At 70.5% G+C, this 14,232-nt stretch carries 16 protein-coding genes; 10 read left to right on the top strand and 6 right to left on the bottom strand.

Translation table 11 applies throughout. The features are described from left to right. Positions 1-57: 57 nt before the first annotated feature. Positions 58-351: a chorismate mutase gene (locus E0497_RS04030; RefSeq protein ID WP_137723481.1), complete on the top strand. Its 294-nt coding sequence runs from the start codon at positions 58-60 to the stop codon at positions 349-351. A 27-nt stretch (positions 352-378) separates the two neighbouring features. Here the strand turns inward: E0497_RS04030 and E0497_RS04025 are convergent, their stop codons facing one another. Next, the gene (locus E0497_RS04025; RefSeq protein ID WP_137723480.1) at positions 379-1,842 is read right to left on the bottom strand and encodes an NAD-dependent succinate-semialdehyde dehydrogenase; all 1,464 of its coding nucleotides are present in this window, start codon (positions 1,840-1,842) and stop codon (positions 379-381) included. Positions 1,843-1,909: 67 nt separating this feature from the next. On the opposite strand from E0497_RS04025, the gene pgi reads away from it, so the two are divergent. Continuing rightward, positions 1,910-3,559 carry a glucose-6-phosphate isomerase gene (gene pgi / locus E0497_RS04020; protein WP_137723479.1) on the top strand — a complete coding sequence of 550 codons (1,650 nt, stop codon included), beginning with the start codon at positions 1,910-1,912 and terminating at the stop codon, positions 3,557-3,559. Positions 3,560-3,565: 6 nt separating this feature from the next. Here pgi and E0497_RS04015 read toward each other — a convergent pair whose 3' ends face one another. After that, positions 3,566-4,366 carry an FAD:protein FMN transferase gene (locus tag E0497_RS04015; protein ID WP_137723478.1) on the bottom strand — a complete coding sequence of 267 codons (801 nt, stop codon included), beginning with the start codon at positions 4,364-4,366 and terminating at the stop codon, positions 3,566-3,568. A gap of 137 nt (positions 4,367-4,503) precedes the next feature. Between E0497_RS04015 and E0497_RS04010 the strand changes: the two genes are divergently transcribed. Together E0497_RS04010 and E0497_RS04005 are read left to right on the top strand one after the other, a co-directional pair. After that, positions 4,504-5,277, top strand: a complete 774-nt coding sequence (locus E0497_RS04010) for a crotonase/enoyl-CoA hydratase family protein (protein WP_137723477.1) — start codon at positions 4,504-4,506, stop codon at positions 5,275-5,277. A gap of 11 nt (positions 5,278-5,288) precedes the next feature. After that, positions 5,289-6,560 carry a hypothetical protein gene (locus tag E0497_RS04005; RefSeq protein WP_137723476.1) on the top strand — a complete coding sequence of 424 codons (1,272 nt, stop codon included), beginning with the start codon at positions 5,289-5,291 and terminating at the stop codon, positions 6,558-6,560. Between the two features lie 7 nt (positions 6,561-6,567). Here E0497_RS04005 and E0497_RS04000 read toward each other — a convergent pair whose 3' ends face one another. Continuing rightward, positions 6,568-6,909, bottom strand: coding sequence for a DUF3703 domain-containing protein (locus E0497_RS04000; protein ID WP_137723475.1), 342 nt, complete (start codon positions 6,907-6,909; stop codon positions 6,568-6,570). A 17-nt stretch (positions 6,910-6,926) separates the two neighbouring features. Beyond that, the gene (locus E0497_RS03995) at positions 6,927-7,259 is read right to left on the bottom strand and encodes an ArsR/SmtB family transcription factor (RefSeq protein ID WP_137723474.1); all 333 of its coding nucleotides are present in this window, start codon (positions 7,257-7,259) and stop codon (positions 6,927-6,929) included. Between the two features lie 89 nt (positions 7,260-7,348). Between E0497_RS03995 and E0497_RS03990 the strand changes: the two genes are divergently transcribed. From E0497_RS03990 to E0497_RS03980, 3 genes are all read left to right on the top strand, one after another. Beyond that, positions 7,349-8,797, top strand: a complete 1,449-nt coding sequence (locus E0497_RS03990; RefSeq protein WP_137723473.1) for a dihydrolipoyl dehydrogenase family protein — start codon at positions 7,349-7,351, stop codon at positions 8,795-8,797. Between the two features lie 4 nt (positions 8,798-8,801). Then, complete coding sequence (locus tag E0497_RS03985; protein WP_137723472.1) at positions 8,802-10,349, top strand: carboxylesterase/lipase family protein; 1,548 nt, start codon at positions 8,802-8,804, stop codon at positions 10,347-10,349. Between the two features lie 74 nt (positions 10,350-10,423). Beyond that, positions 10,424-10,858 (top strand): GtrA family protein, encoded by a 435-nt coding sequence (locus E0497_RS03980; protein WP_137723471.1) that lies wholly within the window; start codon positions 10,424-10,426, stop codon positions 10,856-10,858. On the opposite strand, the gene cobF is transcribed toward E0497_RS03980, so the two are convergent. Beyond that, positions 10,848-11,588: a precorrin-6A synthase (deacetylating) gene (gene cobF / locus E0497_RS03975; protein WP_137723470.1), complete on the bottom strand. Its 741-nt coding sequence runs from the start codon at positions 11,586-11,588 to the stop codon at positions 10,848-10,850. The two genes, E0497_RS03980 and cobF, sit on opposite strands and share 11 nt — an antisense overlap. A gap of 123 nt (positions 11,589-11,711) precedes the next feature. On the opposite strand from cobF, the gene E0497_RS03970 reads away from it, so the two are divergent. The 3 genes from E0497_RS03970 to E0497_RS03960 all read left to right on the top strand — a co-directional run bounded on the left by E0497_RS03970 (position 11,712) and on the right by E0497_RS03960 (position 13,398). Continuing rightward, a complete protein-coding gene (locus tag E0497_RS03970) occupies positions 11,712-12,470 on the top strand; it encodes a thymidylate synthase (RefSeq protein ID WP_241665702.1) in 759 nt (252 codons plus the stop codon). Then, the gene (locus E0497_RS03965; RefSeq protein ID WP_137723468.1) at positions 12,470-12,952 is read left to right on the top strand and encodes a dihydrofolate reductase; all 483 of its coding nucleotides are present in this window, start codon (positions 12,470-12,472) and stop codon (positions 12,950-12,952) included. The genes E0497_RS03970 and E0497_RS03965 overlap by 1 nt, the downstream gene beginning before the upstream one ends. A gap of 119 nt (positions 12,953-13,071) precedes the next feature. After that, positions 13,072-13,398, top strand: a complete 327-nt coding sequence (locus E0497_RS03960) for a cupin domain-containing protein (RefSeq protein ID WP_137723578.1) — start codon at positions 13,072-13,074, stop codon at positions 13,396-13,398. Here the strand turns inward: E0497_RS03960 and E0497_RS03955 are convergent, their stop codons facing one another. Continuing rightward, entirely contained in the window at positions 13,399-13,998 is a 600-nt protein-coding gene (locus E0497_RS03955) for a TetR/AcrR family transcriptional regulator (RefSeq protein ID WP_137723467.1), read from the bottom strand. It lies immediately after the preceding gene. Positions 13,999-14,232 lie beyond the last annotated feature (234 nt).

The following is a 14,232-nucleotide window of genomic DNA, read 5'->3' as shown; positions in this document are numbered from 1 at the left end:
TTCGTAACGATCCGACCGGACCCGACGAACCCACGTTCCGACACGAGGAGAAGATCCATGAGCAGCTCCACCGCAACTCCCTCACCCGAATCGTCGCCGGCTCCGAGCCAGGCCGAGATCGACGAACTCCGCATGGAGATCGACCGGCTCGACGCCGAGATCCTCGCGGCCGTCAAGCGCCGCAGTGAGGTGTCGCAGATCATCGGCCGCACCCGCATGGCGTCCGGCGGCCCGCGCCTGGTGCACAGCCGGGAGATGAAGGTGATCGACCGGTTCAGCGAACTCGGCCAGGAGGGGCACACCCTCGCGATGCTGCTGCTGCGTCTCGGACGGGGTCGTCTCGGCCACTGACGGCACTGACGGCACGCACGCACGCCGTCATGTGAGGGCGATGTACTTCGTCTCGAGGTACTCCTCGATGCCCTCGCTGCCGCCCTCGCGTCCGAAGCCGGACGCCTTGACGCCACCGAACGGGGCGGCGGTGTCCGAGACGACGCCGCGGTTGATGCCGACCATGCCGGTCTCGACGGCGTCGGCGACGCGCAGCGCCCGATCCAGGTCGCGGGTGTAGATGTAGGCGGTGAGCCCGAATTCGGTGTCGTTCGCGGCGGTGATCGCCTCGTCCTCGGTGTCGAATCCGGTGATCGCGGCGACCGGGCCGAACACCTCTTCCTTCAGGATCCGCGCGGTCGCGGGCACGTCGGTGAGCACCGTCGCGGGATAGAACCAGCCCGGTCCGCCGGGGGCGGTGCCGCCCAGCAGAACCGTCGCCCCCTTGCCGACGGCGTCGTCGACGAGATCGGTGACGGTGGCGAGCTGGTCCGCGTTGATCAGCGGGCCGAGTGTCGTCGCGGGGTCGATCCCGGGCCCCAGCGTGAACGCGGCCATGCGGTCGACGAGTTTCGCGGTGAACTCCTCACGGACGGTGTTCGCGACGTGGAAGCGGTTCGCGGCGGTGCACGCCTCACCGCCGTTGCGGAGTTTGGCGAGCACCGCGCCGTCGACGGCACTGTCCACGTCCGCGTCGTCGAACACCACGAACGGGGCGTTGCCGCCGAGTTCCATCGACGTGCGCAGCAATCCCTGCGCGGACTTCGCCACGAGCAGCCGTCCGACCCCGGTGGATCCGGTGAACGTGAGCTTGCGCAGCCGCGGATCGGCGAGCAGCGGCTCGGTGACCGCGCCTGCCCGGGATGTCGGCAGCACCGACAGCACACCCTGCGGCAGGCCCACCTCGGTGAACAGTTCGGCGAGTGCCAGCATGGTCAGCGGGGTCTCCGCCGCCGGTTTGACGATCATCGTGCACCCGGCGGCGAGGGCCGGCCCGATCTTGCGGGTGCCCATCGCGAGCGGGAAGTTCCACGGGGTGATCGCCAGGCACGGTCCGACGGGCTGTTTGGCGACGAGGATGCGTCCGGTGCCGCCGGGCGCCGCCTGGTAGCGGCCCTCCATCCGGACCGCCTCCTCGGCGAACCAGCGGAAGAACTCGGCGCCGTAGCGCACCTCGGCGCGACTCTCCGGTAGCGCCTTCCCCATCTCGAGTGTCATCAGTTGCGCGAACGTCTCGGCGCGGGCGGTGATCTTCTCGAACACCGCGCGCAGCATCTCGCCGCGCTCCCGCGGCGGTACCTGCGCCCACTCGGCCTGGACTGCCACGGCCGCGTCGAGGGCCGCGACCGCGTCGGCGGGACTCGCATCGGCGACGTCGGCGAGAACCTCTCCGGTCGCGGGGTCGTGGACGGGGAACGTGGCGCCGTCCTCGGCGTCGACCGGGGTGCCCCCGATCCAGAGCCGGGTGGGGACGGCGCGGAGCAATTCGGCGGGATTCATATTCCCCATCATGCGCCGTTCCCTCACCCAATGAGAGTCGACAGGAATGTCGATGGTGCGGCCGATAAGCTTCTTTCCCATGAGCACAGACATCACCGGTACCGCAGCCTGGCAGAACCTGGATGCGCATCATCGAGTGATCGAATCTGTGCATCTGCGAGACCTGTTCGCGCAGGATCCCGGCCGCGGCACCGACCTGACCACCACGGCCGGCGACCTGTACGTCGACTACAGCAAGCATCGCGTCACCCGCGAAACCCTGTCCCTGCTCGTCGAACTGGCCCGCACTGCCCGGGTCGAGCAGCGCCGCGACGACATGTTCGCCGGCGTCCGCATCAACACGTCCGAGGATCGTGCGGTGCTGCACACCGCACTGCGTCTCCCGGCCGGCGCCGCACTCGCCGTCGACGGGCAGGACGTGGTCGCCGACGTGCAGTCGGTGCTCGACCGGATGGGCGATTTCACCGATCGGCTGCGGTCCGGTGTGTGGCGCGGGGCGACGGGTGAGCGGATCCGCACGGTCGTCAACATCGGTATCGGCGGTTCCGATCTGGGTCCGGTGATGGTGTGCGGCGCTCTGCGTCATTACGCCGACGCCGGGATCACGGCCCGGTTCGTCTCGAACGTCGACCCGGCCGATCTGGTGGGCACGCTCGCCGACCTCGATCCGGCGACCACACTGTTCGTGGTGGCGTCCAAGACGTTTTCGACGCTCGAGACGCTGACCAACGCGTCGGCGGCCCGGCGCTGGCTGGTCGACGCGCTCGGCGAGGCGGCGGTCCCGAAGCATTTCGTCGCGGTCTCCACGCACGCGCAGCGGGTCGCCGAGTTCGGAATCGACACCGCCAACATGTTCGGGTTCTGGGACTGGGTCGGCGGCCGCTATTCGGTGGATTCGGCGATCGGGCTGTCGGTGATGGCGGTGATCGGGCGGGAGCGGTTCGCGGAGTTCCTCGGCGGGTTCCACATCGTCGACGAACATTTCCGCACCGCACCGATGGAGCGGAACGCGCCGGTCCTGCTGGGGCTGATCGGGGTGTGGTATTCGAGTTTCTTCGACGCCGAATCCCGTGCGGTTCTTCCGTATTCGAACGATCTGGCGCGGTTTGCGGCCTACCTGCAGCAGTTGACGATGGAGTCGAACGGCAAGTCGGTGCATACGGACGGGTCGCCCGTGACAACCCAGACCGGGGAGATCTTCTGGGGTGAGCCGGGCACCAACGGTCAGCACGCGTTCTACCAGCTGCTGCATCAGGGCACCCGCCTGGTGCCCGCCGACTTCATCGGGTTCGCCGAACCCACCGACGATCTGCCGACCGCCGACGGCACCGGCAGCATGCACGACCTGTTGATGAGCAACCTGTTCGCGCAGACGAAGGTGCTCGCGTTCGGGAAGACCGCGGAGGAGATCCGGCGCGAGGGTACGGCCCCGGAGTTGGTGCCGCACAAGGTGATGCCCGGTAACCGTCCGTCGACGACGGTCCTGGCGCCGCGACTGACACCGTCGGTGATCGGTCAGCTCATCGCCCTGTACGAGCATCAGGTGTTCGTGGCGGGCGTGATCTGGGGTATCGACTCGTTCGACCAGTGGGGGGTCGAGCTCGGCAAGACGCAGGCCCTCGAACTGGGTCCGGTCCTCACCTCGTCGGAAGCGCCTCCGCGGCAGGATGATTCGTCCACGGATGCTCTGGTCCGCTGGTACCGGACGCAGCGCGGCCGCGCCGTCTGACACCGGTCACGCGGCGTGCGGGCGCTGCCAGGCCGCCGTGGCGTGGACGCGTCCGCCCCGGTCCACCAGTCGCGCGGCCAGGTCCTGCTCCTGCAGCCACGACACCGCGCCCACCCCACGTCGTAGCGCGGCCGCCGCAGCGCCGTACGCCCAGACCGCGTCGTCGGTGATCACCGAGACCTGCGCCCAGGCGCCGGGCAGCGCATCGTCCGGGCCCCGATCCGGGTCCGGACCGGCGGTCGCGAACGCTCCCCCCGGCGGCAGTTCGATCGTCCCGTTACCGGCGATCGGGACCTGCCATCCCCCGGCCGGCGGGTGCCCGCCGGCCGCGACGACCGTTCCGACCCGCACCAGGACGCCGCACTCGAGTTCGCCCGCGGCGAGGGTCGCCGCCCGGCCCGCGGTGTCGGCCTTCGCGGCGCCGGTGATGTCGAACGACGCGCCGAAGGGCGCGAACACGGTGGCGTCGTCGATCCGGACGTCGGCGAACGTGAGATCGGGATGGATCGGTGGCACCCCGATCGGGGACTGCGCGGTGGCGAGTGGGCTGATCGCACCGTCCGTCATCCGCGCCACCCACAGCGCCGACCGCAACAGTCGCGCCAGGCTCGCACTCACCCGCACCGGCTGCCCCTGGGCCAGGTTGACGGCGTGGATCTCGGCGTCGCCGCGGCGCAGACTGCAGGCGGCCTCCGCCTCGGCGAGCAGCGCTCCCACGCGGCGCGCCGCGGATCCGAGGGCCGCGCCCTCCGTGACCTGGACGGTGATCTCCTCGTTCCAGGCGTTCCATCGCGTGTCGACCAGCATGACCGTGCTCCGTACTCTTCACGACGCCACTTCTCCCAGTATGCGCTCGTACCACGACTGTCCGGTTGCTCCCGGTCACGCGTGGTCGACGCGTGAATCCCGGTTCCTGCGCGCCGGTTCGCGGGTACCGTCGAACCATGCCGGTGCGCAGCGAACGTTCCGGGCCCGTGACCACGATCGTGTTGTCCCGGCCCGAGGTGCGCAATGCTGTCGACGGACCGACCGCCGCGGCGCTCGCGGACGCGTTCCGCGAGTTCGAGGCCGACGAGGGCGCCGCGGTCGCGGTGCTGTGGGGTGAGGGCGGCACGTTCTGCGCGGGTGCCGACCTCAACGCGCTCGGCACCGACCGATCCAATCGGGTGACACCGGACGGCGACGGCCCGATGGGGCCGACCCGGATGCAGTTGTCGAAACCGGTGATCGCGGCGGTCGCCGGGTATGCGGTGGCCGGCGGACTCGAGTTGGCGCTGTGGGCGGATCTGCGGATCGCGGAGTCCGACAGCGTCTTCGGCGTGTTCTGCCGCCGCTGGGGGGTGCCGTTGATCGACGGCGGGACGGTCCGGCTGCCCCGGATCGTCGGCCACGGGCGGGCCATGGACATGGTCCTCACCGGACGCCCGGTGGACGCGGACGAGGCCCTCGCGATGGGGCTGGTCAACCGGGTGGTGCCACCGGGCGAGTCCCGCACCGCCGCCGAGGAACTGGCCGCCGGGCTCGCCGCGTTCCCGCAGGTGTGCCTACGGGAGGACCGGATGTCGCTGCTCGAACAGGACGGACTCGACGAGGCGGAAGCGCTGGCGTCCGAGTTCCGGCACGGCATGGTCGCGGTCACCGTCGACGCGCTGACCGGCGCGTCCCGGTTCACCGCCGGGGAGGGCCGGCACGGCGGGTTCGACGACGATCGACGGTAGCGTCGTCCGGTATGGACCGGTTGACCGTGGTGGACGAGATCTTCCTGCGCCGGCATCGCGGGTACGGCCTGCCGATCGTGATGCAGGGCCTGTGGCGGACCGCCGACGCCCTGGACACCGACGCGGCGCCACTCCTGGCCTCCGTGCACGACGTCCTGGCCGGCGGCGCGCTGGGGCGGCGGGTCGTGCGGTCGCGGGTGCCGGGCGCCCGGCCCCGGTGGGAGCCGAGCACCGACACCCTGCCGTTGCGCTACGACACGGAACCGGTCGACGACGTCGTGGCCTGGGCGGACACGCAGACCGGTGTCGACGTCGATCCCGGGCGCGGCCCCGGTTGGGTGCTGGCCGCGGCACCGGTCCGGGGTGGCGGCACCGTGATCTCGCTGGTGTGTTCGCATGTCGTCGCGGACGCCCGCGGCCTCGTGGCGGCCGTGGACGCCGCGCTGACCGGTCGGGAGCCTGCGCCCACTCCCCCACGGACGTCGGACGTCGCGGACGCGGCACGGATCCTCCGCCGGGTGGTGTTCGGTGGGGCACTAGCGTCGCTGGCCCTGCTGCCGAGTGCGCGACGCCGCCGGGAGTTGCGGGCCTTCGCTGCGGCGGCGTCTCCCGCGGGTCCGGCCCGCACCGTCACCGGGACGGCCACCGCGATCGTCGACGTCGATGCAGCGGTGTGGGACACGGTCGCCGGCGCCGACGGCGGCACACCGAACGGGCTGTTCCTGTCGGTGGTCACCGGGATCGCCGACGCGGCCGGGGTTCCGATGCCACTGCACGTCAGCGTGCCGGTCGACGCCCGCGATTCCGCCGGCACGAGCAATGCCGTCGTGATGACGGATGTCGTTGTGACCCCGAATGATTCGCTCACCGAGATCCGGCGGTCGTGCCGGGAGGCGTTTACGCGCACCCCGATGGGGGCACCGTCGGGTTTCCCGGAGGAGACCGTGCACCTGCTGCCGGATCGGCTCGCACACCGGTTGACGTCGGGCGCCGGGGAGCGGGATGCACTGTGCTCCAACGTCGGCCGTCTTCCCGATTCCCTCGCGACGCTCGGCCCGTACCGGACGACCGGTGTCGCGACCCGGGCGGTGCATCCGGGACTGTCCCCGCAGCGGCCGGCCCGGACCACCACCCGACTGTCCGCCTACCTGTGCCGGTGCGGCGGTACGTACACGCTGTCGCTGGTCGCCCTGGACCTCGAGGCGTTCGGCAGCGGTGCCGCGCTGCGCGATCTGGCGGTGGACCGGTTGGCGGCCCGGGGACTGACCGCGCGCCCGTGGTGACCGGCGTCTACCGCGACAGGGCGGACGCCAGATCGTCGGGGATCGGCATCGGCGTCGTGAGTCCCGCCGCGGCGCGGCCGGTGTTGCCGTCGGGGTAGCGTCCGGTGAGGGAGCCCGGGGCGGCGACGACGATCCGCACGACCTGACCGAGCGCCTCCCGTCGGTCGTGTTGCCGCAGTGCGAGCGCGAGCATGGCCGCGTGGTTGCAGGTGTGCAGCCACGGGCTGGGCTGCGACGCGATGTGCGCGCGCTCGAGGTGCCGCCACCGCGCCTCCGCGGTGGCGGCCGTTCGCGCGGCCGTCATCTCGTCGCGGTAGACGGTGCGGGCCGCGGTCGTGATCCGGGGCATCGTCGAACTCCTTCCGGTCAGCAGCAGTGGTCGGTGTCGGCGGTCGGGCAGCACGACGGGTCGACGGCCAGGACCAGCCCGATCAGGTCGTCCAACGCGTGCCCGATACGGGGGTCCGCGAGTTCGTAGCGGGTGCGCCGCCCCTCCGGTGTCGCGACCACCAGTCCGCATCCGCGCAGGCAGGCCAGGTGGTTCGACAGTATCTGCCGGGACACCCCCATCCCGTCCGCCAGTTCCGACGGATATCCGGGGGTGTGCCGCAGGGCCAGCAGGATGCGGGTGCGCGTCGTGTCCGACAGGGCGTGCCCGAACCGGGCGAGGGCGTCGGTCGACATCGGTGACGTGTCCATACACCCGACGATACATTCAATTCTGTATTCATAAAGCCGTGAACTGTTTTTGCGGTGCCGTCCGGTCCGGCCCGGCCTACCGTGGACACATGACTGTCGAGGAGTTCGATGTCATCGTGATCGGAGGCGGGCCGGCCGGGGAGAACGCGGCGGCCTACGCGATCGCCGGCAGCGACCGCACGGCGGCTCTGATCGAGCACGAACTGGTGGGCGGCGAATGCTCCTACTGGGCGTGCATGCCGTCGAAGGCACTGCTCCGCCCCGCCGAGGTGCTCGCGACGGCCCGGCACATGCCGGGCGTCGGGGAGAAAGTGGGCGCGTACGGGCTCGACGCGGCGGCGGTCCTCGCGCGACGCGACGCGTTCACGCACGGCCGCGACGACTCGTCGCAGGTGCTGTGGGCGGACGCGACGGGCATCGACGTGGTCCGCGGGCACGCGCAGCTCACCGGGATCCGGGAGGTCACCGTCGACGGCAGGGTCCTGCAGGCTCGGCATGCGGTGGTCCTCGCGACCGGCACCACCACGAACGTCCCGGACGTTCCGGGTCTGCGCGGCGCGCTGCCGTGGACGTCGCGGGATGCGACCGCGGTGCGGGAGGTGCCGCGGCGACTCGCGGTCGTCGGGGGCGGCGTCGTCGCGTGCGAGGCCGCGACGTGGTTGCACGAACTCGGCGCCGACGAGGTGACCCTGCTGGTGCGCGGGCCGGCGCTGCTCACCCGTACCGAACCGTTCGCCGGAACCCTGGTCGCCGAGACACTCGGCAAGCACGGCGTGCACGTGCGTTTCGGGACGTCGGTGACCGCGGTGGCCCGGCCGGACGCGTCGGACACCGGTGTCGGGTGCATCCACGGCGGACCGGTCACGCTCACCCTGTCCGACGAGTCGACGCTGACGGTCGACGAGGTCCTCGTCGCCGCCGGGCGCGTCCCGGCCACGACCGGACTCGGACTCGGTGCGGCCGGTCTCGGTGACGGGTACGTGACCGTCGACGATCATCTGACCGCGGCCGGGGTGGACGGCGACTGGCTGTACGCGGTCGGGGACGTCACCGGCCGGGCACCGCTCACCCACATGGGCAAGTATCAGGCGCGGGTGTGCGGGGACGTGATCGCCGCGCGCGCCGAGGGCCGACCCCTCGACGGGCCGCGGTTCGTCGCGTCCGCCGACCACGACGCGGTCCCGCAGGTGGTGTTCACGGACCCGCAGGTCGCATCCGTCGGATACACCGAAAGCGCTGCCCGTGCAGCCGGTTCCGATGTCGAAACGGTCACGGTGGACATCGACGTCGCCGGGGCGGCCCTGTCCCGCGACGACTACACAGGACGCGCATCGCTGGTGGTCGACCGCACCACCGACACGATCGTCGGGGCCACGTTCGCCGGCTCGGAGGTCGCCGAACTGGTGCACGCCGCGACGGTCGCGCTCGTGGGCCGGGTGCCGCTCGACCGACTGTGGCACGCGGTCCCGTCGTATCCGACGGTGAGCGAGGTGTGGCTGCGATTGCTCGAGCAGCAGCGTCGACAGGCCGTACAGTGACCGCATGGATGCACGCCTGGACGTGACCTGCGCCGACGGCACCGTTCGCGGCCGCCGCCTCGGTGATCTGCTGACCTGGCGCGGAATTCCCTATGCGGCACCGCCGGTCGGACCGCTGCGGCTGCGGGCGTCGCAGCCGGTGACCCCGTGGACGGGGGTACGCGACGCCGGCGTGTTCGGGGCCGCCGCCCCGCAGCACCGCACCGGGACGACGCTGCGGCCGGGCCGAGCCCAGCCGATGTCGGAGGACTGCCTCACCCTCAACGTGCTCGCGCCGGCCGAACCCAGTACCGCACCGCGCCCGGTGCTGGTGTTCCTGCACGGCGGCGCCTACACCATGGGCACCACCGCCCTCGGGCTCTACCGCGGGGACCGGCTGGTCCGCCGCGGCGACGTGATCTTCGTGTCGGCGAACTATCGGCTCGGCGCGCTCGGATTCCTCGACTTCACCGCGTTCTCCACGCCCGAGCGACCGTTCGACTCCAATCTCGGCCTGCGCGACCAGATCGCCGCACTCGAGTGGGTGCGCCGCAACATCGCCGCGTTCGGCGGCGACCCCGGCAACGTCACCCTGTTCGGGGAATCCGCGGGCGGCACGTCGGTCACCACACTGATGGCGGTGCCGGCCGCGAGCGGGCTGTTCGCGCGGGCGATCGCCGAGAGCCCGGCCCCGGTACTCGTCAACGACGCCGACCGGGCCCGCAGCTGGGCGCGGGAGGTCGTCGAGCGACTCGGCGCGACCGATCCGGCGTCGGCCGTCGACGCGCTCGGGTCCGCGACCCCGACTCGGCTCGGGAAGGCCGGCAGCCGGGTGAGCGCCCGCATCCTGGCGGACACGCCGGGCCTGCACCTGTTCGGTCCCGTCGTGGACGGTGACGTCGTGCCCGAGTCGCCGGAGGTCGCCTTCGCGACCGGACGCGCCCACCGCGTCCCGCTGATCATCGGCACGAATGCCCGTGAGGGAACCCTGTTTCCGCGGTTCCTCGACGGACTGCCCACCGACGCCGGCCGTATCGACGCGATGTTCGCGCACACCGACCCGGACGCCCGCGACCGTGTCGTCGCCGCCTATCCGGGGTATCCGGCGGCGCGGGCCGCGATCGCCCTCGGCGGGGACGTGACGTTCTGGAAGCCGTCCGTCGACATCGCCGACGCGCACTCGGCCGTCGCCCCCACCTACGGCTACCGGTTCGATTTCGCACCACGTCTGCTGCACTGGGCCGGTCTCGGCGCCACCCACGGCCTCGAGATGTTCGCGGTGTTCGGGTACGGCGAGTCGATCGCCGGACGCCTGCTCACCGCTCCCGGTGGTCACCGCGGACTGCGCGCGGTCACCGACCGGGTGCAGGAGAACTGGCTCGCGTTCGCGCGCGACGGGGCGCCGACGCCGTGGTGGCCGCGGTACGACGCCGATGCGCGCCGTACCCTGATCTTCGACGTGCCGACCCGGGTCGAGCGGGATCCGGGCCGGGACCGGCGTCTCGCATGGTCCGGCTACCGGGGCTACGACGGGGCACCGGCCGAGGTCGAGGTGGCGGACCCGCTCCCCTGACCGGATGTCGTCGATGCGGACAGCATGGGCTACCGTTGCAACTTGCAACGAAATGCCAGGCTGTGGGAGACCCGATGTCGATGCTCGACCTGCGCCTGGGCGGCGACGGATGGACCGCCCAGCTCACCCGGTTCGCCCTCGTCGGCGGATCGAGCAACGCGGTGTACGCGCTCACCTTCGTCGTCCTCGACACGTACGGGACGTTCCTGGCGAATGCGGTCGGGGTCGCGACCAGCACGGTGCTCGCCAACGAACTGCACCGGCGACGCACCTTCCGGGCCGCCGCCCGGGTGCCGTGGTTCACTGCGCAGTGGGAGGGCGGTGCGCTGGCCCTCCTCGGCCTGGTCGCGTCGTCGTGCGTGTTGGCGCTGCTGAGTTTCTTCTTTCCCGACGCGTCCGATCTCCTCTCGATCGGCCTGGTGATCGCGGTCAGCGCGGTCGTCGGCGGACTACGGTTCCTCGTGCTCCGCGGCTGGGTGTTCGGCCGGCACGAACCCGTCAGCGCCTGATCAGATAGATGTCCATGATCCAGCCCTTGCGCTCCCGCAACTCGGCGCGGACCCGGACGATCTCGTCCTCCACCTCGCGCAGCTTGCCGGCGATCAGCACCTCGTCGGGCAGCCCCAGGTAGGCACCCCACCAGACCTCGACGTCCTCCCCCGGCACGTGGGTGAAACTGCATTCGGCGTCGAGCATGACGACCGCGGTGCCGACACCGTCGGGCAGGCCGTCGCGCAGCTTGCGCCCGGTGGTGACGTGGACGGGCTCGCCGATCCGGTTGAGCACGATCCGGTGCTGCGCGGCGAGCGACTGGATGCTGGTGACACCGGGGATCACGGTGTAGTCGAACGTCTCGTTGCCGCGGGCCAGGACCCGTTCGACGATCCGCAGTGTGCTGTCGTACAGCGACGGATCCCCCCACACCAGGATCGCGCCGACCCCGTCCTCCGCGGCGAACTTCGCCTCGAAGATCTCCGCGCGGCGGTCGTGCCAGTCGTCGACGACGGAGCCGTAGTTGTCGGGGGTGCGGTCCCGCGGCGGGTCGACGATGTCGACGATCCGGTAGTCGCGATCCATGTGCTCGGTGAGGATCGTGGTCCGCAGATCGACGAGCTCCTGCTTCTCGTCGCCCTTGCCGATGACGAAGAACACATCCGCCCGGTTCATGGCCTTCACGGCCTGAACGGTCACCTGGTCGGGGTCGCCGGCACCGATGCCGATCACGAGAAGCTCACGCATGTGCCGCAGGCTATCTGCTGTGCGCCTTTTTGGTAGTCCCGGCTACCAGAAAGGCGCACGGGTGGCGCAGCCGCCTAGACTGGCTCGGTGCATTCCCCCTACGAAGATCTGCTCCGCCTCGTCATGGACTCCGGGACGCCGAAGGCGGACCGTACGGGAACGGGTACACGCAGTGTCTTCGGGCATCAGATGCGCTTCGACCTGTCCGAGGGTTTCCCGCTGGTCACCACCAAGAAGGTGCACCTGAAGTCGATCGTCTACGAGTTGCTGTGGTTCCTGCGCGGCGAGTCGAACGTGCGCTGGCTGCAGGACCGGGGCGTCACGATCTGGGACGAGTGGGCGGACGCGGACGGTGAACTGGGCCCGGTGTACGGGGTGCAGTGGCGGTCGTGGCCGACGCCGTCGGGTGCGCACATCGACCAGATCAGCCAGGTGATCGAGACGCTGAAGTCGAATCCGGATTCGCGTCGGATCATCGTGTCGGCGTGGAACGTCGCCGATCTCGACGCGATGGCGTTGCAGCCGTGCCACGCGTTCTTCCAGTTCTACGTGGCCGACGGCAAGCTGTCGTGCCAGTTGTACCAGCGGTCCGCGGACCTGTTCCTGGGGGTGCCGTTCAACATCGCCAGCTACGCGCTGCTCACGCACATGGTGGCGCAGCAGACGGGTCTCGAGGTGGGCGATTTCGTGTGGACGGGCGGCGACTGCCACATCTACGACAACCACGTCGAGCAGGTCACCGAGCAGTTGTCCCGCGAGCCGTATCCCTACCCGACGTTGCAGTTGCGCAAGCGTGACTCGATCTTCGACTACACGTTCGAGGACGTCGAGATCGTCGGCTACCGGCACCATCCGGCGATCAAGGCGCCGGTGGCCGTCTGATGGTCGGCCTGATCTGGGCGCAGACCCTCGCCGGGGTGATCGGTCAGGACAACACGATCCCGTGGCGGATCCCCGAGGACATGGCGCATTTCCGGAACACGACCGCCGGGAGTCCGGTGGTGATGGGCCGGCGGACGTGGGACTCGCTGCCGCCGAAGTTCCGGCCGCTGCCCGGACGCCGCAACATCGTGGTCACCCGTCAGGCCGAGTGGTCGGTGGACGGCGCCGAGACCGCCCACGGTGTCGAACATGCCCTCGAACTCGCCGGCGACACCGCCTGGGTGATGGGCGGCAGCCAGATCTACACGGCGGCACTGCCGTTCGCGGATCGGCTGGTCGTCACCGAGATCGACGCGGCCATCGACGGTGACGCGTACGCACCGGAGATCGGTGCCGGGTGGGTGGTCCGCGACGACGGCGACTGGCGCGTCTCGGAGGCGTCGGGGCTGCGGTACCGGTTCCGCACGTACGTCCGCGCCTGACGGGTTCGGGCGCACGGTGGCCGAACCGTTAGGCCCGATCGCCGCGCCGACACCACCGTCGTGGGTCATACTGCGGAGGTGACGTCCCGTTCGTCCCCGACGTATCGGAGTGGCCTGTGATGGACAAGACCTCGTTGACGGCGCTGGCCCGCCAGCAGCTCAAGCTGGCGGCGACGTCGTCGAGCGGCCGCAGTTCGCAGACCGTCTTCGGTGGCCATCAGCGTCATCTCCGGCAGACCGTCGTCGCGTTGAGTGCCGGTAACAGTCTCGCCGAACACGACAGCCCCGGTGAGGCGACGATCCTGGTGCTCACCGGCAAGCTGGCGTTGGTGTGCGGCGAGGATTCGTGGAAGGGCTCGACGGGTGACCTGCTGATCATTCCGGCGGCCCGGCACCGTGTCGAAGCGCTCGAGGACGTCGCGTTCCTGCTCACCGTCGCGAAGTAGTCACACCGGCTGCGGTGCACCGAGCGACAGCAGCCCGTGCACGAAAGCGCGCACCGCGTCGTCGTCACCGGTGTCGACACTGCCGGTCGTGGTGACGAGCGACGCCACGAGCCGGAACGCCCATTCGCTCGCGATCCGCGGATCGATCGTCGACGACGGGTCGGCGGCGAGCATCCGCGCGAAATGCGGGGCGAGGACCTCGCCGCCGCGGTCGACGAGTGGCTGCGCGTGGACGGTGAACCCGGACAGCACGATGGCCGGCTCGTCCCGCAGACCCTTCTGCAGCACCCGGTGCCGGCGCGCGTATCCGACCGAGAACACGACGCACTCGACGAACCCGTCCCGGAAGCGGTCGTGGTCGAGGAGAACCGGTTCGAGGACCGCGAAGAACCGGGTGATCTCCCGCCGGAACAGTGCCTCGACGATCTCCGTCTGATCACCGACGTACTTGTAGACCGTCGGCCGGGACAGTCCGGCGCGTTCGGCGATGACCGCGTGCAACCGCGTCCCGTACCCGGCTTCGACGAGGCAGGCTGCCGCGGCGTCGAGAATGCGGTCGTGGATCGCGGTGGTGCTCAGATCCTGTGCTGTCGATTTCACCGGAGGAAGTCTAGTGGCGCCGGACGCTACCGACCGGTTCTAGCGGTGTCCGACACGAAAGGAAGGTCCGGTGTCGATCCCCTCCCCCGAGGTTCGACACCGGACCGGCGCGTGTCGGATCAGGCCACCACGACCCTGCTCACGACGACGTCATCCACTACATCGACCGGCCACTGCAACGTGTTACACACGAAACGAACCGAATTCTCGGAATTTTTTCCGCCACCTATGCTG

The organism is Prescottella subtropica (assembly GCF_005434945.1).
Taxonomy (GTDB): Bacteria; Actinomycetota; Actinomycetes; order Mycobacteriales; family Mycobacteriaceae; genus Prescottella; species Prescottella subtropica.
The sequence above is the reverse complement of the archived record's forward strand: the minus strand, read 5'-3'. Positions and strand labels throughout refer to the sequence as shown.